Origin of the sequence: Bifidobacterium apousia, assembly GCF_007559275.1 — a bacterium.
Taxonomy (GTDB): Bacteria; Actinomycetota; Actinomycetes; order Actinomycetales; family Bifidobacteriaceae; genus Bombiscardovia; species Bombiscardovia apousia.
Genome location: NZ_VMHK01000002.1, coordinates 186,544 through 204,165, shown reverse-complemented (window position 1 = coordinate 204,165; position 17,622 = coordinate 186,544). Strand labels below are relative to the sequence as shown.

The following is a 17,622-nucleotide window of genomic DNA, read 5'->3' as shown; positions in this document are numbered from 1 at the left end:
TGAACCCTTAGCGCCCCGTTCTTGCAAACGCTTCAATACAATACCCCCCAAACCACAATGAAATCATGCTCCAGAACAAATCAAGTCTGCTTTTGACCTACCCCCAATTAAGGCAACTGCACATAGAGCACAACAATGCATATAAATTGTTCTTTGCCTTTTCAAGGCTACAGAAATGAAGGGCAAAATCTGGGATTCAAATCGGGTGTTTTGCGGCGGTTCAAGTTCTCGACCATGCAGGACCAGCACCCAGCTGGTAAGAAGCAATATGTTGTCTTCTTCGGGTCGTTCCGGATTGGGGGCGAATACTGCCTTGGCAGCAGCGGCACAGGAATGAAAAACAGGGCCTGCCTTCATCTGCCAAATTGCTTGCAGATGGGCACGGGCCCTGTCGTATGCTGCGGGGTCAGTGCCGGCTTTCCTGCCTGTTCCTCAGGCAGGCCACAAAGCCAGCCAGGCCCAATGCCACCAGCAGCAGAATTTTGAGCACGGAAAGCGGCCAGCCGCCGGTCAAGGGCAAAGCCGAGTTGGAAGGACGGAACTCCAACGCATGCGACACCGAAGCCGACTGATTGCCGCCCTGGAACCCGCCCTTGGGGTCAGCACTCTCAGCATCATCAGAAAGCACCTGAGCAGTGAACCGCCCCTGGTTGACGCCCTCAGGAGGGGTCGCCTGCCACAAGCCCTGATCACCAACAGTCACATCCGTGCCAGTATTGTCAGGCCAGATCACATGTACCACGGTCCCCTTGGTCTCCGGAACCTTCGTGTCACCGTTTACATACTTGTATGCCTTGCCCGCTACTTGGAAGACATCGTACCGCTCCAAGGTCAGCGTGGTCGGTGTGATGTCAACTTTCCGCTCGATGGATGCCGGGGCCGAACGGATGTTCATCGGGTTGATCATCTCAACCTGAAAGTCATACATCTGAGTCTCATCGCCGCCGTTGTAGCCGCTGAACTTGTCAGCGGGGATATTCAGCGACCACGACCAATTGGAATCCGCCGTCTTGGTCAAGCTAAGCGTGAGGCCCGTCGTGGAATCCGAGACGGAAGACGTGGTGCCGGCTGCCGCATCCCTCTGGAAGGTGTTGGCCGGAGTAGTCACCAGACTGGTCCAGTCCGAGGCGGTCTTCTGCTTCATGGAAATGGCCATCCTTGAATCCGTCATCCCCAGCTTTCCCGAGGACCAGGCCGTATATACAGGAGACACTTCACCTTTGAACACGACGACCGAACCTTCAGGCAGACTCCCGTTGACCGTATGGGGCACCGTCACCGAGAACTTGCTGGCATCCGGCACGTTCTCCCCCGAGACGAAATAAGCCGTGCCGATATTCGAGAAGAACGAGGTCAAGCCGAAACCGGACGTGGACTCGATCTCCCAGGCGTGATAGCGCCTGTACCCGTCATACTTGTTGCCTGGGTCCGGCGATGGGTATTGCTTGTTGGTGTCCTGTATCTGCCAAGACCCTCCCTGCTTGCTCTTGGGATCGACCTTGCACTCAACTTCACCAAGCTTGAACCCCCACGTGTCCGCGGTCTTCACCAAGTCCCCGCCGTTCTGGCTCTGCTCGTCACTGATGGGATTGGCGGGATCCTCCCCGTAGAGAACAACCTTGTTGGGATGCGCAGGATCCTTGGAAGGCGTGCACTCGCCACTGACCACCGGATCAAGCTTCGATGTATACACGCTCCCCGAAGCATCCAAGCTGCCATCTGCATCATTCTGGATGTTGGTGATCGTCGGATCCTTAGGGCGAGGCACATCATACTTGTAAAAAGCACTATTAATCGTCCAACCAGCAGAAAGGTTTCGTTCTATATCCGAGCTGTTCATGCCGTCACGTATTCCGACAAGACCTTTCCGCTCAGGGTTGTACACTTCAGGACCGACGGTACAAGCGCTGCCATCCCTATTCGTGGTGACAGGCCAGGTGACCATCTTGAAATAGCCATCAAGATCCTGCTTGGCCTTGGCCTCCTTGAAATCAATCCCGCCATCAGCCTTCTGGGCGGGCATAGGATTGCCATCCTTATCAGTAGCAAACATCTCATTGGGGTTTTTCGGCTGTTTGGGTACGTTGAAAGCCGAATAATTAGAGGCTTGAAATTGCTTGCCTGACGTGGTGGTGACCGTATTGGGAGACGGCTGCTGGCCTGTCACCAGGACCGGCTCGGGAGTCAGCTCATCAACAGGCACCCATTGGCCATCCTTCAGAGCCACCCACTGATAGTAATAGGAATTAGTTTCAGAACATATCCCGTCCGGGTTATAGACAGTGCTGCCACGAGCATTCAGCCAGTACACGAAGAATGACCGTGCCGGAGCTGTGCCAGGAGCAGTGCCGGCGATCGCCCCAGTGCCAAGGCTCGAATAGTTAGGAAAACCATAGTCGGTCACCATACCCCAGTTGGACTGATTGCCTCCATAGAGTAATGGATTGTTATCCCAGCCTACCCAAGAATACGGGCCACTGCACTGAAGATCAGCACCTTTGCCCAGGCAGTCGCCCATAAATAGTTTGATGTACTTACCATCTGCTGCTAACGATGCTGTAATATTCGATACCCTATCTGGGGCATTAATCATAGTTTCAGGGTTAAAAATGGTACAGTCATCGATTCCGCTATACCAGTTCCACGAATTACCAGGGCTACGGCAAGACAATGCCCCGTTCTGCTGTCCAACAACCGCGTAGATATTAAGAGGTTCGACGGCACCACCAGGTTGATAATAAGGTACATCAGCAGAGTTCTTGAACGCCAGATCACCCTCAATGGAAACGGTCAGATAATCGTATAAACCGGAATTGATTATCGTGTGCACGGTGAAGTACTCATCCCTGTTCTGTGCCCACTTGTAGGCTCCCGACCAGGGCTGATCCGAGGATGATGCTGAAGCTATGGTGTTCAGATACTTTATCCTGCGATAATAGGAAGCGTTATCTGAGCCTTTGTACTGATAGACAAAGGCCAACCTACAATTGCCCTGGGTGTCGGCACCCCCGGTACCATTGGCGCAGGAAGGGTCGAACTCGTTGTGTTTCACGCGCAGGATGAAATCCATGCGCAGCTCATCCTGCCATGCATCTACCTTGTTGTTGTAGCCCATCATCCTATAGAGCAAAGGCTTCCTGCTGGCCGTCTCATCCTGCCCATCAATGGCATTGGCCTGGCTGGCCGAAAGCGCGCTCAGCCCAAGAGGAACAACCATGGCCAGCGTCGCCAGAAGGGCTACCAGAACGACGATGATCGAACGACGTGCATGCAGTGATCCCCTATTGTTCCGTTCCTGCAAACGCTTCAATACAATACCCCCCCCCCCAAACCACAATGAAATCATGCCCCAGACCAGATAGCACAGATCAACTCCGCTTTTGACTTATCCCCAATTAAGACAACTGCATATAGAGCACAACAATGCATCTTCAATTTTTCATTACCGCTCCAAATCGTACAGAGATAGAAGGCGTGATTTGGGATTCAGATAGGGTGTTTTGCGGCTTTCCAAAATCTTGACTCCACCAGGCCCAGCAATCAGCTAACGAGAAGCAACAAGCTGCCTTCTACGGAGGGCACGCTGCAGGCGCAAGTGACGCAACGGCAGCGTCACGGAAATTAAAAAAAAAACAGTGCCCGCGCTCATCTCCATGGAATTGGAGAGATGAGTGCGAGCCCTGTCTTATGCCGCGAGGGTCAGTGGCGACTCTCCTGCTTGTTCCTCAGGCAGGCCACGAAGCCCACCAGGCCTAGGGCTATCAGCAGCAGGATTTTGAGCACGGAAAGCGGCCATCCGCCGGTAAGCGGCAGGGAGGATGTCGAAGGCCGGAACTCCAGCTCCTGCGACACCGAGGCCGACTGGTTCCCGCCCTGGAACCTGCCCTGCGCGTCAGGGCCCTCGGCATCATCCGAAAGCACCTGGACGGCGACATCCCCCTGCTTCATCCCCTCAGGAGGAACCGCCTGCCAAATGCCCTGGCTCCCCACAGCCACATCCGTGCCGGTATTGTCAGGCCAGGTCACATGCACCATGGTCCCCTTGGTCTCAGGAATCTTCCTGTCCCCGTCCACATACTTGTAGGCCCTGCCGGCCACCTGGAAGACATCATGACGATCAACGGTCAGCGTGGTGGGCGTCATATCGACCTTCCGCTCGATGGAAGCCGGGCCCGAACGGAGGTTCATCGGGTTGACCATTTCAACCTGGAAGGCATAGGTCTGCGTCTCGTCGCTACCGTCGTAACCAGTGAACTTGTCAGCAGGAATGTTCAGCGACCAGGACCAGGTAGAAGCCGCCGTCTTGGTCAGGCTAAGCGTGAGGCCGGTCGTAGAATCTGAAATGGAAGATGCGGTGCCGACTGCTGCATCCCTCTGGAAAGTGTTGGCCGGAGTAGTTACCAAGCTGGTCCAGTCCGAGGCAGTGTTCTGCTTCATGGAAATGGCCATCTTGGAATCAGTCATCCCCAACTTCCCCGAGGACCAGGCCGTATACACAGGCGACACCTCACCCTTGAATGTGACCACCGAATCCGCAGGCAGGCTCCCGTTGACCGTATGGGGCACCGCCACCGAGAACTTGGCCGCATCCGGCACGTTCTCGCCCGAGACGAAATAAGCCGTGCCAACATTCGAGAAGTAGGAGGTCAGGCCGAACCCTGACGTGGACTCAACCACCCAGGCGTGATAGCGCCTGTAGCTGTTGTACTTATTGCCGGGATCCGGCGACGGATACTGCTTATTGGTGTCCTGTATCCACCAGGACCCTCCCTGCTTGCTGCCAGTGTCGGTCTCGCAAACAGCTTCCCCCAGCCTGAACCCCCACGTGTCCGAGCTTTTCACCAGGTCATCGCCATTTGTGCCCTGCCCATCCGCAATCGGATTGGTGGGGTCCTCTCCATACAGAACAACCGTATTAGGATGCTTGTCATCCTTGGAAGGCGTGCACTCACCACTGATTACCGGGTCAAGCTTGGTCGTATACACGCTCCCCGAAGCATCCAAACCGGCATCCCCATCATTCTCGATCTTCGTGATCGTCGGATCATCAGGACGCGGCACATTATACTTATAAAAAGCAGTATCAATCGTCCAACCCGCAGAGAGATTCGTATCCTTTTGCGCGGCGGACATGTTATCGTCAATCCCCACAAGACCAGCGCTCTTGGGGCTGTACACCTCAGGGCTGACGGCTGTACATTCCGTGCCATCAGAATTCCTGGTGTCAGGCCAGGTCACCAGCTTGAAATAGCCGTCAAGATCCTGCTTCTCCTTGGCCTCCTTGAAATCAATCCCGCCATCAGCCTTCTGAGCAGGCATAGGATTGCCATCCTTATCAGTCGCAAAAAGCACGTTGGTGGTATTCGCATACTTTGGGTCGGTCGGATTAACGTTATAAGCGCCATTGGTATTGACCATGCCCTGCAGTCCGTAGGTGGTAGTCAAAGTGTTGGGACTCGGCTGCTGGCCTGTCACCAGGACCGGCTCAGGAGTCAGTTCCTTAACAGGCACCCACTGGCTGTCCTTAAGAGCCACCCACTGATAGTAATAGGAACTGGTCTCAGAACATATGCCATTGGTTTTGTTGCCTGGACCACGCAAGTTCATCCAATACACGAAGAAAGACCGTGCCGGGGCCGTGCCCGGGGCTGTGGCATTTATATTTCCAACCGTACCATCGCTATAAGCCGGAAAACCATAATCGGTCACCATACCCCAATTAGCCTGATGGTTTCGATAGAGATATGGGTTGCTGTCCCACCCAACCCAGGAATATGGGCCGCTGCATTGCAGGTCGTCTCCTCCGCTACCCAAGCAGTCACCCATATACACTTTCATCTGTTTATCCTTCGATAAACTCGCGGTGATATTTGAATATCTATCCTGCAAGTTGCTCATGGAGGCTGGATCGAAAGTTGAGCAGGTTTCGGTACCCCATGCCCACGAAGAACTACCGCAAGACAGGATGGTATTCTGATCACCAACGATAGCAAAGACATTCAAGGGCTCAGGGTGACCACCAGCCACGAACTTTGCGGGATCTTTAGACTTATCCGCAATGTTCATGTCGCCTTCGATAGATATGGTCAAGTAGTCGTATAAACCCGAATTGATTATCTTATGAACAGTAAAGCGCTGCAGATGATTATCAGCCCACGCTGTAGCTCCATCATATGCATACCCAGTTTTGTTATTTTCAAGATAATCATCTGGAGTTATAGTGTTTATATACTTTACACGATGATAATCTGCAGGGTTATCAGAACCAACATACTGATATACAAAAGATAAATTGCAATTTGACTTACCACCGGTGTCTGCCTTACCAAGGTCGACACAATCCGGCTTGAACTCGTTGTGTTTCACGCGCAGGATGAAGTCCATGCGCAGCTCATCCTGATAGGTATCGATCCTGTCATTGAAGGCCATCATTCTATAGAGCAGAGGCTTCCTGCTCGCCGTCTCGTCCTGTCCATCAACGGCATTGGCCTGACTGGCCGACAGAGCACTCAGCCCAAGCGGAACGACCATGGCCAGTGTCGCCAGAAGGGTTACCAAAACGGCGATGATCGAACGGTTCACGTGCAGCGATCCCTTATTGTTCCGTTCTTGCAATCGCTTCAATACGAAACCCCCAAATCCCGATGGAATCATCTGCTAGAACAGATCAGCTCTGTTTTTAAGTTGTCCCCAATACCGCCGACTGTATCACAGAGATAAAAAAATCGCACCTTCGCGTTTTTTTTACATAAATCAAGCATAACCGGGCGCTCAGAGCATAATTATCGACGCTTCACGACCGTTCGCCGTACGGAATCTATAAGGATTTATCAGCCTCTAATATGGCCGTCGCCCAGCACCCAGCTGACAAGAATCGGCATGATGGCCGCCAGGGCCTTGCTCCTGTGTGAAATAGCGTTCTTTTCATCCGAGGTCATTTCCGCCGAGGTCAACGGCTGCCGGTCGCTGACACGCCGAGGCTGATCACGGGGCACGAAGATCGGGTCGTAACCGAAGCCATTGTCCCCTCGTGCCTGACGGATGATGCTTCCAGGCATCTCGCCGACCCTGGTCACTTGAGATCCACGGACGGCGTACCCCGGCACATCCGGAACGACCAGGGCGGCAGCACAGACAAACCGACCTCCCCTGTGATTGTCGGGAATGTCGTTCAGCTGGTTCAGCAAGAGCTCCAAGTTGGCCTGGTCATCGCCGTGGCGGCCGCTCCACCTTGCCGAAAGGATCCCCGGGGCGGCGCCCATCACATCAACGATCAGTCCCGAGTCGTCCGCCAGCGCGGGCAGGCCTGACTCCCGAGCGGCCTGCCCAGCCTTGAGAAGGGCGTTCTCCTGAAAAGTGGTGCCGGTCTCTACCGGATCGGGCAATCCAAGCTGCCCCGCCGAAACCAGCTCAATCTTCTGACCTTCATCGGCCAGGAAACCGTCGAGTATGTGACGAAGCTCAGCTAGTTTGCCCTTGTTGTGCGTGGCCACAACCACTTTTCTGGCCTGCCCCATACCAATCCTCCTCGCTGAAATGCCTGTTCCGGACGTCAGTCGGATGCCAGAGCCTTGCGCTGAGCGGCCTGAAGCTCCTTGTTCCCCTTGGTTGCCAGGTCCAGCAAGATGCCAAGCTCCTGACGATTGAAGGGACGATGCTCCGCCGTTCCCTGTATCTCTATGAAATCGCCGGAGCCGGTCATGGACACGTTCATATCGGTCATGGCCCTGCTGTCCTCCAGATAGGGAAGGTCAAGCATGGGCTTGCCATCGATGATGCCCACCGAGACGGCCGAGACGCAATCCTTGGTCACCTTGTCGGCACTGCGGATGTGATGGTGGTCCTGGGCCCATCTGAGGGCGTCGACCATGGCCACATAGGCGCCGGTGACCGAGGCTGTACGGGTGCCGCCATCGGCCTGAAGCACATCGCAGTCCAGCTGGATCTGATTCTCGCCTAGGGCCTTCATATCCACCACACCGCGCAGGCAACGGCCTATCAGCCGGCTGATCTCCTGGGTGCGGCCGCCGACCTTTCCTCGGACTGACTCGCGTGCAGTCCGGTCGCTGGTGGCCCTGGGGAGCATGGCATACTCGGCCGTGACCCAGCCCAGGCCGGAGTCCTTGCGCCAACGGGGCAGCGTCGGCGTAAAGGAAGCCGTGCACATGACCCTGGTCTTGCCGCACTCGATCAGCACCGACCCCTCGGGAGCCTCCGTCCAATGCCTGGTGATGACGACCGGTCGCAACTCATCAGCCGCCCTGCCGTCAGGCCGCAGCACGGCACCCTCCTGGAGCATGTCCTTGATAGCAACCATCAGTGATGATCCTTTCCCGTTCCGCCCAGGCTCCCCTGGTCTGGTCCCTATTATTCCGTCAGCCGTCTACCGATCAATGGTCAGCGGTGTCTTGGCCGGCAGGATGCGATCAATCAGGAAGATGACCAGCGACAGAGCAAAGAAGACGACCAGATACTCAGCCAGGTTGACCGTCAACTGGGCCCATCCCAAGTGCCCGAGGTCCAAGAAGGCATAGGGATAAGGGTTACCGCCCGCCTCCGGTCCCGAATGAGGCCAGATGGCGGCTCTGATCAGCACGAAGGCTACGTAGAAGGGGAAATAGATCAGCCAGGTCAGCACGTTGTGCCAGTGGAAACGACGATGAGGGTCGAACAAGAGGAAGTCCACCGATGCCAGGATGGGGCTGATGACGTGAATCATCCATGTGGTCCGGATGCCCAGGACCAGCTGGTAGTCCGTGCTGTTCAGCCCCAGAACCAGGATGGCCACCAGCCCGGTGATGACGATGTAGAGCGTCAGGCAGCCCTTGAGCCAGGCGGGAGGCTGGATGCCCTTGAGCAGGGTGGCCGCTCCGGCCCAGAGCATGACCAGACCCAGGGCGATATTGGTCTGGAAGGTAAAATAGACCCACTTGTTGCCGATTCCCAGCAGCCAGGCCTCGTAGGTGCCGCCCAGGCAGAAAAAGGCGATCAGCAATCGGTAGATGCCCACGACGAATCTCATGCGGATCAGCTTAGCCCGACCTTGGGAGGGCAGGGCGAGCCAGTAGGTCGGCAGAGGATTAGACTGGGGGCCAACCAAGGGCTTTTCCACCCACAAAGGGGAAGATATGAACGCTGAAAACAATAGCAAGGACACCGGAACCTCTACGGCTCTGATGACCGACATGTATGAATACACCATGCTGGATGCCGCCTTGCAGGACGGTACGGCCGGACGACGATCCGTCTTCGAGGTATACACTCGGCACCTGCCGGCGGGGCGCCGCTACGGAGTGGTGGCAGGCACTGGGCGGATTCTGGATGCGCTGGCGGATTTCCACCTCAGCGAGGACGAGCTTCGCTTCCTGTCCGACCGTCACATCGTCAGCCAGACCACCATCGACTGGCTGGAACACTTCCGCTTCACCGGAACCATCCGCGGCTACCGGGAGGGCGAGATATTCTTCCCCGACTCCCCCATCCTGCAGGTCGAAGGCGGCTTCGGCGAGTGCACCCTGCTGGAGACCCTGATCCTGTCCATACTCAACTACGACTCCGCCGTGGCCTCGGCCGCCTCCCGTATGGTCACCGCGGCCAAGGGCCGGCCCTGCATGGACATGGGCGCGCGCCGGGCCAACGAATACGCAGCCGTGGCAGCAGCCAGAGCGGCCATAGTCGGCGGATTCCAAGGGACCTCAAACCTGCTGGCGGCCAAGCGATACGGCTTCAAGGCCATCGGAACCGCAGCCCATTCATTCACCCTCCTTCATGACAATGAACGCGAGGCCTTCCAGGGGCAGATCCAGGCCTTGGGCAAGGGAACCACCCTGCTGACCGACACCTACTCCATCGAGGAGGCCGTCAGGACAGCCGTCGATGTGGCCGGACCAGAGCTGGGCGGGGTCCGCATCGACTCCGGAGACCTTGGCTCGCTGGCCCAGCAGGTCCGCGCCCAACTGGACTCCCTGGGAGCCACCAAGGCCACCATCACCGTCACCAATGATCTGGACGAGTACGCCATCGCCTCCCTGCAGGATGCCCCAGTGGACTCCTACGGGGTGGGCACCATGCTGGTCACCGGTTCGGGAGCCCCCACGTGCGCCATGGTCTACAAGCTGACCGAGCGCGAGAACTCCGACGGGGTCATGCAGGCCGTCGCCAAGAAGTCGGTGGGCAAGGCCTCGGTGCCGGGACGCAAGCTGGCCTACCGCTCCTATCACAACGGGGTGGCCGATGCCGAGCACATCATCTCGGGTGCTGAGGATGCGCTGGCAGCCTTTACGCCCCAGCAGGACTGGCGGGATCTGCTGGTCACCTACGTGGACCATGGCCAAAGCAGGCCGGAGTTCCAAGGCGAGCAGGCAGTCCTGGATGCCCGGGAGCACCGGGCCAAGGCCCTGGAGGAGATGCCCATCAACGCCCTCAGCCTGATGAAGGGCGAACCGGTCCTGCCCACCCTAGTGAGGACCATCTGATGAGCACACAATCCGAAGCCTACCAGCCCGACCCGAGCCGATACGATGCCACAACCTACCGGCACTGTGGCGACAGCGGTCTGAAACTGCCGCCCATCTGCCTGGGCTGCTGGCACAACTTCGGCGACACCACGCCCCTGGATCGTATGCAGGAACTATGCACGACAGCCTTCGACCACGGCATCACCCACTTCGATCTGGCCGACAACTACGGCCCTGAACCGGGCGCCGCCGAGCGCAACATGGGGATCATCCTGCGCCGGTGCTTCAGCCGCCACCGCCAGGAGCTGGTCATCTCCACCAAGGCCGGCTATGAAATGTGGCCTGGCCCTTACGGAAACCTCGGCTCACGCAAGCATCTGCTGTCCGGACTGGACCAGAGCCTGAAACGGCTGGGACTTGACTATGTGGACATCTTCTACCACCACCGCCCCGACCCGGACACGCCTCTTGAAGAGACCATGGGCGCTCTGGCCCAGGCGGTCACCAGCGGCAAGGCCCTCTACCTGGGACTGTCCAACTACGACGGGCCGACCATGGCACGGGCTGCGGCCATCCTGACCGAGATGCACGTCCCCTTCGTCATCAACCAGAACCGCTACTCCATCTTCGACAGAACCATCGAGGACAACGGGCTCAAAGAGGCCGTGATGAAAGAGAAGAAGGGACTGATCACTTTCAGCCCGCTGGCCCAGGGGCTGCTGACCGATCGCTACCTGCACGGGATTCCCGAGGACAGCCGGATTCGGGCCGACGGCCGCTTCCTCAAAGAGTCTGCGTTGACCCCCCGGCGGCTGAAGCAGATTCAGGATTTGAACGATCTGGCCCACCAACGCGGCCAGAGTCTGGCAGAAATGGCCCTGGCCTGGCTGCTCAGGGACCCCGCTGTCACCTCGGTGCTCATCGGCGCCTCCAAGCCCGAGCAGATCCTGGACAATCTCAAGGCCGTCCAGTCGGCCGACTTCAGCCAGGAAGAACTGGAGATGATCGACCGGATCGCCTTGGACAAGCAGTCCTGAAGCAGCCTGAACCGTTCAGTAGCGCTCAGTGGCTGCCGCCGGTCATCTGCTCGTAGATGCGCTTGCAGTCCGGGCAGACCGGATACTGGGAGGGGTCATGCTTGGGCACCCAGACCTTGCCGCAGAGGGCCACGACCGGTCGGCCGGTCAGCTTGGACTCGGCGATGCGCTCACGGGAGACGTAGTGGGCGAACCGGTCGGCATCGCCCTGATCGTTCAGCCGGGTTTTCTCGGCGGTCTCGGTGTCCGGACGATCCAGCACGGCCGTGCCAGTGCCCTGGTCGGGGTTCTGCTCCCGCTCCGGATCCTCCATGCGAATGCTCTTGCTTGCAGTCATGACATCCATGGTACGGCGGCGAGCTGCACGTTCGCTCCCTATGACGCGCTACGCTGAGAATCATGACTATCGCTGTATGCCCTGGCTCATACGATCCGGTCACCTCCGGCCACATGGACGTGATCGAACGCTGCGCCTGCTTCTTCGAGACGGTCCACGTGGTTGTGGCCGTCAATGCCGCCAAGACCCCCATGTTCAGCGAACAGGAGCGGGTGGCCATGATCCGCCGGGCCCTGGACGAGGACGGATACCCGAACATCACCGTAGCCTCTACCGACGGCCTGATCACCGACTACTGCCGCAAGGTGGGCGCCTCGGTCATCGTCAAGGGACTCAGGCAGAACGGGGACTATGAGGCCGAGCTGGGCATGGCCCTGGTCAATCGCAAGCTGTCCGGGGTGGAAACGCTCTTCCTGCCAGCCGATCCGGTGCGGGAGCATATCTCCAGCACCATCGTCAAGGACGTAGCCAGACATGGAGGGGACATCACCGGCATGGTCCCTGACAGCGTCGTGGATGCACTGATAGACACATTGCACAGGGACACACCGCACACGGAAAAGAGCCAATGATGAACGAGCAGACCCAGGAAAGGGACGATGACGAGCCTATCGACGACTCGACCAGAGCGAGCGCGCCCAAGCCAGCAGTCGACATGAAGGACCTGCCCGACCTGCAGGAGGACCGCAACGAGAGCGGGAACCCCCGATCGGAATTCACCACCGTCTATGACATCATCGATCGGATCCAGGCCATGCTGGATGAGGCCAAGGCCCCCATTTTCAGTCCGGGACTGGTCAAGGTTGACCGAGACGAGCTGGCCGACGACCTCAACGAGCTCAAGAAAATGCTGCCAGTGCAGCTGGAGCGAGCCTCGGCGCTCATGAGGGAGGCGGAGCGTAGGCTGAATACGGCGCAGACCCAGGCCAACGCCACCATGTCCGACGCCCAGAGCCGGGCTGCAGACATCGTCAAGGAGGCCGGCGAGCAGGCCCGCTTCCTGGCCGGCCAGGAGAATGTGGTGGCCATAGCCCGACAGAAGGCCCAGACCATCATCGACACGGCCCAGGCCCAGGCAGACCGTCTGGTCCAGGGAGCCGATGGGTATGCCGCCCAGGTCATGGGCGAGCTTGACACCCAGCTGGGCAAGATGAGCCAGGATGTGCGTGCCGGCCTGGAGGTTCTCCAGCAGCGTGAGCAGGAGGCAGCGCGTAGCATGAACGCGTCAGTCTCGGACCAGGGAAAGGAGACGCAGGGATGAGCAGACCGGAGGATTCCCCCTGGGCGGTTTCAGTGGCCCAAGTGTCAACGCGGGCAGGGCAGAGCACCCGGGTGGACCGTGATTTTCCAGCTCCGGAGGGCATCGGCGACCAGGTAGTGGGCATCCCGGCAGGAACACCCGTGCATGTGGAGGGCGACATCGACTCCCTGGTGGATGGACTCTTGTTGCAGGCCCACATCAGCGTACCGCTGAAGACCGAATGCACGCGCTGCCTGAGGCCTGTGGATACCAGCATCCAGGACGATCCGGTGGTCTTCTTCCCCTACAAGGATCCCGAACCGGAGCCAACCCATGGCAAGGAGGAGATTCTGGCCGAGCAGGAGGAGGCCAGCGGCCAGACCTATCCTCTGGCCAGCGGGGGCGCTTTCATGGACTTGGAAGCCCTGCTGCGTGACACCCTGGTGGAGGCCCTGCCCCTGCAACCCCTGTGCCGACCCGACTGCCGAGGCCTGTGCCCCCAGTGCGGCATGGATCTGAACGACCATCCCGATCACCACCACGAGATAATGGACGACCGCTGGGCGGCCCTGGAGGGACTCAAGCAGCGTCTGGAGCAGGAGGAGAACCCCGGCAACAACGGCCAGGCTGGCGAATGACCGGAGGTTGCGGTAGACTGCTCTACGCTTAAGCTCGAAGTATTCGATCGAAACAGAGGACAATATGGCACTGCCAAAGTACAAGACCTCGCGCGCCAACACCCATTCCCGGCGCGCCAACTGGAAGACCCAGGCCGCCGCTACGGTGACCTGCCCCAACTGCGGAGCTCCTGCGCTGCCGCACATGGCATGCCCCAGCTGCGGCATGTACCGTGGGCGCGTCTACCGCGACGCCATTCGCTCGCAGTTCAGCAAGTGAGCCAATCGGCGATCGACACGCAATGAGAAAACCCCGGCCATCGACGGGTGGCAGGGGTTTTTCCATATCATCAGACGGCAAGGCCGAGAAAGCGAGAAGGGCTATGCAGACAGGGCACTCCAGGAAGGATCAGGAAGACCACATGCGGCAGGAGGAACAGGAGCAAGTGGACTCCGGCAACCAGGCGGCTGAGGAGCTCTTCCAGGCCTTGGGCGGCAGGATCAGCCCGGAGCTGCTGGTACACGCCCTGACCCATCGCTCCTTCGCCCATGAGCACCCGGGCATGCCCAACAACGAACGGCTGGAGTTCCTGGGCGACGCGGTTCTGGAATTAGTGGCCACTGAGACCCTGTACAAGGTTCATCCAGACATGACCGAGGGCCAGTTGGCCAAGATGCGGGCCAAAGCGGTCTCCGAGGAGGCCCTGTCGGCCATCGCCCGGGAGAAACTGCACCTGGGCCGGTATATTCTTCTGGGCCGCGGAGAGAGCGAAAACGGCGGGGCTGACAAGGACTCCATACTCTGCGACACCGTCGAATCGCTGATCGGGTCGGTCTTCGTGGAGCACGGCATCGAGGGGGCCAGGACCACCGTCCATACCCTTCTTGACGACACCCTGGCCGAAGTGGCCACTGAGGGACCGGCACTGGATTGGAAGACCTCGATCACCGTCAAGGCCCACAAGCTGGGCCTGGGCGAGCCCCGGTACGCCATGGCGGTCTCCGGGCCGGAATACGCCCAAGTCTTCACCGCCGAACTGCGCCTGGAGGACGGCGGGACCGTGATCGGCAAGGGCCAGGCCAGCAGCAAGCGGAAGGCCCAGCTGGCTGCTGCCGCCCAAGGGTGGAATCGGCTGGACGACCAGGATCTGCTTGCGACCCTGCGCGCCGAGCAATCCTCCTGAGATCTCAGACGGAATTCCGGCATGCGGTACTGCGCCAACGCCCCGACCAGACCCCTGTTTAGACTATGGGCATAACCCGGAGGCACGCCGTCACGAACGGCACAGGTGCCTCCTCCTGATCGGGAATCGTCCGCCCACCCCGCCGACGCTCCGACAGGTTCGTATTTCGACATGCACGGCCGCAGGTCGGCGCGCAGTCTGGAGGTCGAGAGGAAACATGAGTCTGCCGACACCTCTGCAAGCATTCAGCTCGGTACCCAAGAACTGGGACCATGACGACAAGGATGTCCCCGCCCAGGGCGAGCCCATGACGGGAGCCCAGGCGCTGATTCGGTCCCTGGAGGATCTGGGTGTCACCCAGGTCTTCGGCGTTCCAGGAGGCGCTATTCTGCCCGCCTACGACGCCATTGACGAGCAAGTGCGCTTCAGCTTCACACTGACCCGCCACGAGCAGGCAGCCGGCCACGCAGCCGAGGGCTACGCCGTCTCCACGGGCAAGGTGGGGGTCTGCCTGGTGACCTCCGGACCCGGGGCCACCAACATGGTCACCCCCATAGCCGATGCCATGATGGACTCGGTTCCCCTGGTAGTGGTGACCGGCCAGGTGGGTGTGGACTCCATCGGCACCGATGCCTTCCAGGAAGCCGACATCGTGGGCATCACCTACCCGGTCGCCAAACACTCCTATCTGGTGACCAAGGCCCAGGACATCCCCCGTGTCATGACCGAGGCCTACCACATCGCCCGCTCGGGAAGGCCCGGCCCGGTGGTGGTGGATCTGAGCAAGACGGCCCAGAACGGCAAAATGCTTTACTCCTGGCCCCAGGAGATGATTCTGCCCGGCTACAACCCGGTGACGCGGGCCCACGGGCACGTCCTGGACGATGCCGCCCGGCTCCTGGTCCAGTCGCACAGACCGGTCCTCTATGTGGGCGGCGGCGCAGTCCGGTCCGACGCCCGTCGGCAGGTCCAAGAACTCGTCCGAGCTACCGGTGCCCCCATGGTCACCACCCTGCCTGCGCGAGGCATCGTACCCGACTCCGATCCAGCAGTTCTGGGAATGCCCGGCATGCACGGCACGGTGGCCGCCAACGGGGCCATCCAGCACTCCGACCTGCTGGTGGCCGTGGGCACTCGCTTCGACGACAGGGTGACCGGCAGCCTGGAGGACTTCGCCCCGGTGGCTCGGGTCATCCACATCGACATCGACCCGGCCGAAATCGGCAAGAACCGGCAGGCTGATGTACCCATCGTCGGGGACGTGGGCCAGGTACTGGACGATCTGATCCCGGCGCTCAAGGCGGCCCAACGCACCTGGGGCAAGCCCGACCTCAAGCCCTGGTGGCGGCTGATCGACGGCTGGCGGCACGACTACCCCACCACCTTTGAGCCCAGCCCGGACGGCACCCTGGCCCCCCAGTGGGTGGTCCAGACCCTGAGCAACAAGGCCGATCCGGATACTATCTGGGTATCCGGCGTGGGCCAGCACCAGATGTGGGCCAGCCAGTTCATCGACTTCGAACGCACCCGCTCCTGGGTCTCCTCCTGCGGGCTGGGGACCATGGGCTACGGCCTGCCCGCCGCGATAGGAACAGCCATCGGCACCAGGGAAGAGGAGGATCCGCGGCCCGTCTGGCTGATTGACGGGGACGGCTCCTTCCAGATGACCTCCGAGGAGCTGGCCACGGCCGGGCAGGCGGGACTGCCCATCCGCATCGCCATACTCAACAACTCGGTCTACGGCATGGTCCGTCAGTGGCAGACCCTCTTCTACGGCAGCCACTACTCCCAGACCAACCTGGAGGACGGCGGCGCCAAGCCCACAGACGGCAACGGCATCCCCGACTTCGTCAAACTGGCCGAGGCCTATGGCTGCCTGGGACTGCGGGCTTTTACCCAGGAACAGGCCCTGGAGGCCATCGATAAGGCCAACGCAGTGACCGACCGACCGGTCCTGATCGACTTCCGCGTCTGGAAGGATGCCATGGTATGGCCCATGGTCCCGGCAGGCGCCTCCAACGACACCATCATCTACAAGCCGGGCGTGCAGCCCCTGGCCGGCATCCGTCCTGAGCAGGAGCAGCCCGAGCCGCATGAGCAGACCGGAGCCGATCGGGCAGCCATGGCCAGCGACGCCGCCGGTCGCATGAACAAGTAGGAAAGGGGCACCACATGGCCAATTATCCAGCATCCAAGCCCGGTTCCGAACGGCACACCCTTTCCGTTCTGGTCGAGAACCGCCCCGGCGTCCTGGCAAGGGTGGCCGGCCTGTTCGCCCGGCGCGCCTTCAACATCAACTCCCTGTCCGTCTCGTCCACTGAGCGAGACGACATCTCCCGGATCACGGTCACAGCAGATGTGGAAGCCGTCCCTCTGGAACAGATCATCAAGCAGCTCAACAAGCTCCTGCATGTCCTCAAGATCGTCGAACTCAAGGGCGACGAGGCCGTGGAACGCGAACTGGTCATGATCAAGGTCAAAGCCAACGAACGCAACCGCTCCGACGTGCTGGAGATCGTCAAACTCTTCCGCGTACGCGTAGTCGACGTCCACCCCGAGTCCCTGACCATCGAAGCCACCGGGGCCGAAGGCAAGTTGGAAGCCCTGCTGCGGTTGCTGCAGCCCTTCGGCATCATCGAGCTGGTCAGGTCGGGCGCCGTGGCCGTGACTCGGGGACCCCGGGCCCTGAGCGAGAAGGTGCTGGGCTCCCAGATCACCGACCGCTGACTCAACCCGTTATCCTGGAAGGC

Annotated in this window: 16 protein-coding genes; 9 read left to right on the top strand and 7 right to left on the bottom strand. The window is 59.6% G+C overall.

What is annotated here, in order from left to right; translation table 11 throughout:
- Nucleotides 1-63: 63 nt before the first annotated feature.
- The 6 genes from FPK30_RS03665 to FPK30_RS03640 all read right to left on the bottom strand — a co-directional run bounded on the left by FPK30_RS03665 (nt 64) and on the right by FPK30_RS03640 (nt 9,022).
- Nucleotides 64-357, bottom strand: a complete 294-nt coding sequence (locus FPK30_RS03665; RefSeq protein WP_143243343.1) for a hypothetical protein — start codon at nt 355-357, stop codon at nt 64-66.
- A 49-nt stretch (nt 358-406) separates the two neighbouring features.
- On the bottom strand, nt 407-3,310 hold the full coding sequence (locus FPK30_RS03660) for a hypothetical protein (RefSeq protein WP_232345828.1): 2,904 nt from the start codon (nt 3,308-3,310) through the stop codon (nt 407-409).
- Nucleotides 3,311-3,699: 389 nt separating this feature from the next.
- Nucleotides 3,700-6,654 carry a hypothetical protein gene (locus FPK30_RS03655; RefSeq protein WP_144085339.1) on the bottom strand — a complete coding sequence of 985 codons (2,955 nt, stop codon included), beginning with the start codon at nt 6,652-6,654 and terminating at the stop codon, nt 3,700-3,702.
- 176 nt (nt 6,655-6,830) lie between these two features.
- On the bottom strand, nt 6,831-7,517 hold the full coding sequence (rdgB, locus tag FPK30_RS03650; protein WP_144085338.1) for an RdgB/HAM1 family non-canonical purine NTP pyrophosphatase: 687 nt from the start codon (nt 7,515-7,517) through the stop codon (nt 6,831-6,833).
- A gap of 35 nt (nt 7,518-7,552) precedes the next feature.
- Complete coding sequence (gene rph, locus FPK30_RS03645; protein WP_015021386.1) at nt 7,553-8,317, bottom strand: ribonuclease PH; 765 nt, start codon at nt 8,315-8,317, stop codon at nt 7,553-7,555.
- A gap of 66 nt (nt 8,318-8,383) precedes the next feature.
- The gene (locus FPK30_RS03640; RefSeq protein WP_186279360.1) at nt 8,384-9,022 is read right to left on the bottom strand and encodes a Pr6Pr family membrane protein; all 639 of its coding nucleotides are present in this window, start codon (nt 9,020-9,022) and stop codon (nt 8,384-8,386) included.
- Nucleotides 9,023-9,128: 106 nt separating this feature from the next.
- On the opposite strand from FPK30_RS03640, the gene FPK30_RS03635 reads away from it, so the two are divergent.
- A complete protein-coding gene (locus FPK30_RS03635; protein ID WP_144085337.1) occupies nt 9,129-10,475 on the top strand; it encodes a nicotinate phosphoribosyltransferase in 1,347 nt (448 codons plus the stop codon).
- Nucleotides 10,475-11,494 (top strand): aldo/keto reductase, encoded by a 1,020-nt coding sequence (locus FPK30_RS03630; RefSeq protein WP_144085336.1) that lies wholly within the window; start codon nt 10,475-10,477, stop codon nt 11,492-11,494. Before FPK30_RS03635 ends, FPK30_RS03630 begins: the two co-directional genes overlap by 1 nt.
- A 25-nt stretch (nt 11,495-11,519) precedes the next feature.
- On the opposite strand, the gene FPK30_RS03625 is transcribed toward FPK30_RS03630, so the two are convergent.
- Nucleotides 11,520-11,831 (bottom strand): DUF3039 domain-containing protein, encoded by a 312-nt coding sequence (locus FPK30_RS03625; RefSeq protein ID WP_024627652.1) that lies wholly within the window; start codon nt 11,829-11,831, stop codon nt 11,520-11,522.
- 62 nt (nt 11,832-11,893) lie between these two features.
- Here FPK30_RS03625 and coaD point away from each other — a divergent pair, with 62 nt between their 5' ends.
- The 7 genes from coaD to ilvN all read left to right on the top strand — a co-directional run bounded on the left by coaD (nt 11,894) and on the right by ilvN (nt 17,599).
- Complete coding sequence (gene coaD, locus FPK30_RS03620) at nt 11,894-12,403, top strand: pantetheine-phosphate adenylyltransferase (RefSeq protein ID WP_045923959.1); 510 nt, start codon at nt 11,894-11,896, stop codon at nt 12,401-12,403.
- Nucleotides 12,400-13,092 (top strand): SPFH domain-containing protein, encoded by a 693-nt coding sequence (locus FPK30_RS03615; RefSeq protein WP_144085335.1) that lies wholly within the window; start codon nt 12,400-12,402, stop codon nt 13,090-13,092. The genes coaD and FPK30_RS03615 overlap by 4 nt, the downstream gene beginning before the upstream one ends.
- On the top strand, nt 13,089-13,709 hold the full coding sequence (locus FPK30_RS03610) for a YceD family protein (protein ID WP_144085334.1): 621 nt from the start codon (nt 13,089-13,091) through the stop codon (nt 13,707-13,709). Before FPK30_RS03615 ends, FPK30_RS03610 begins: the two co-directional genes overlap by 4 nt.
- A 64-nt stretch (nt 13,710-13,773) precedes the next feature.
- On the top strand, nt 13,774-13,968 hold the full coding sequence (gene rpmF / locus FPK30_RS03605; protein WP_015021378.1) for a 50S ribosomal protein L32: 195 nt from the start codon (nt 13,774-13,776) through the stop codon (nt 13,966-13,968).
- Between the two features lie 142 nt (nt 13,969-14,110).
- Nucleotides 14,111-14,872 (top strand): ribonuclease III, encoded by a 762-nt coding sequence (rnc, locus tag FPK30_RS03600; RefSeq protein WP_144085551.1) that lies wholly within the window; start codon nt 14,111-14,113, stop codon nt 14,870-14,872.
- Between the two features lie 217 nt (nt 14,873-15,089).
- The gene (locus FPK30_RS03595) at nt 15,090-17,030 is read left to right on the top strand and encodes an acetolactate synthase large subunit (protein ID WP_144085333.1); all 1,941 of its coding nucleotides are present in this window, start codon (nt 15,090-15,092) and stop codon (nt 17,028-17,030) included.
- A 14-nt stretch (nt 17,031-17,044) separates the two neighbouring features.
- The gene (gene ilvN / locus FPK30_RS03590; RefSeq protein WP_144085332.1) at nt 17,045-17,599 is read left to right on the top strand and encodes an acetolactate synthase small subunit; all 555 of its coding nucleotides are present in this window, start codon (nt 17,045-17,047) and stop codon (nt 17,597-17,599) included.
- Nucleotides 17,600-17,622: the final 23 nt, after the last annotated feature.

What these genes read in the sequence shown, in the direction of transcription:
- FPK30_RS03665 (WP_143243343.1), bottom strand. Translation starts at nt 357, where the DNA reads ATGAAGGCAGGCCCTGTTTTTCATTCCTGTGCCGCTGCTGCCAAGGCA.
- FPK30_RS03655 (WP_144085339.1), bottom strand. Translation starts at nt 6,654, where the DNA reads ATGATTCCATCGGGATTTGGGGGTTTCGTATTGAAGCGATTGCAAGAA.
- rdgB (WP_144085338.1), bottom strand. Translation starts at nt 7,517, where the DNA reads ATGGGGCAGGCCAGAAAAGTGGTTGTGGCCACGCACAACAAGGGCAAA.
- rph (WP_015021386.1), bottom strand. Translation starts at nt 8,317, where the DNA reads ATGGTTGCTATCAAGGACATGCTCCAGGAGGGTGCCGTGCTGCGGCCT.
- FPK30_RS03640 (WP_186279360.1), bottom strand. Translation starts at nt 9,022, where the DNA reads ATGAGATTCGTCGTGGGCATCTACCGATTGCTGATCGCCTTTTTCTGC.
- FPK30_RS03635 (WP_144085337.1), top strand. Translation starts at nt 9,129, where the DNA reads ATGAACGCTGAAAACAATAGCAAGGACACCGGAACCTCTACGGCTCTG.
- FPK30_RS03630 (WP_144085336.1), top strand. Translation starts at nt 10,475, where the DNA reads ATGAGCACACAATCCGAAGCCTACCAGCCCGACCCGAGCCGATACGAT.
- FPK30_RS03625 (WP_024627652.1), bottom strand. Translation starts at nt 11,831, where the DNA reads ATGACTGCAAGCAAGAGCATTCGCATGGAGGATCCGGAGCGGGAGCAG.
- coaD (WP_045923959.1), top strand. Translation starts at nt 11,894, where the DNA reads ATGACTATCGCTGTATGCCCTGGCTCATACGATCCGGTCACCTCCGGC.
- FPK30_RS03615 (WP_144085335.1), top strand. Translation starts at nt 12,400, where the DNA reads ATGATGAACGAGCAGACCCAGGAAAGGGACGATGACGAGCCTATCGAC.
- FPK30_RS03610 (WP_144085334.1), top strand. Translation starts at nt 13,089, where the DNA reads ATGAGCAGACCGGAGGATTCCCCCTGGGCGGTTTCAGTGGCCCAAGTG.
- rpmF (WP_015021378.1), top strand. Translation starts at nt 13,774, where the DNA reads ATGGCACTGCCAAAGTACAAGACCTCGCGCGCCAACACCCATTCCCGG.
- rnc (WP_144085551.1), top strand. Translation starts at nt 14,111, where the DNA reads ATGCGGCAGGAGGAACAGGAGCAAGTGGACTCCGGCAACCAGGCGGCT.
- FPK30_RS03595 (WP_144085333.1), top strand. Translation starts at nt 15,090, where the DNA reads ATGAGTCTGCCGACACCTCTGCAAGCATTCAGCTCGGTACCCAAGAAC.
- ilvN (WP_144085332.1), top strand. Translation starts at nt 17,045, where the DNA reads ATGGCCAATTATCCAGCATCCAAGCCCGGTTCCGAACGGCACACCCTT.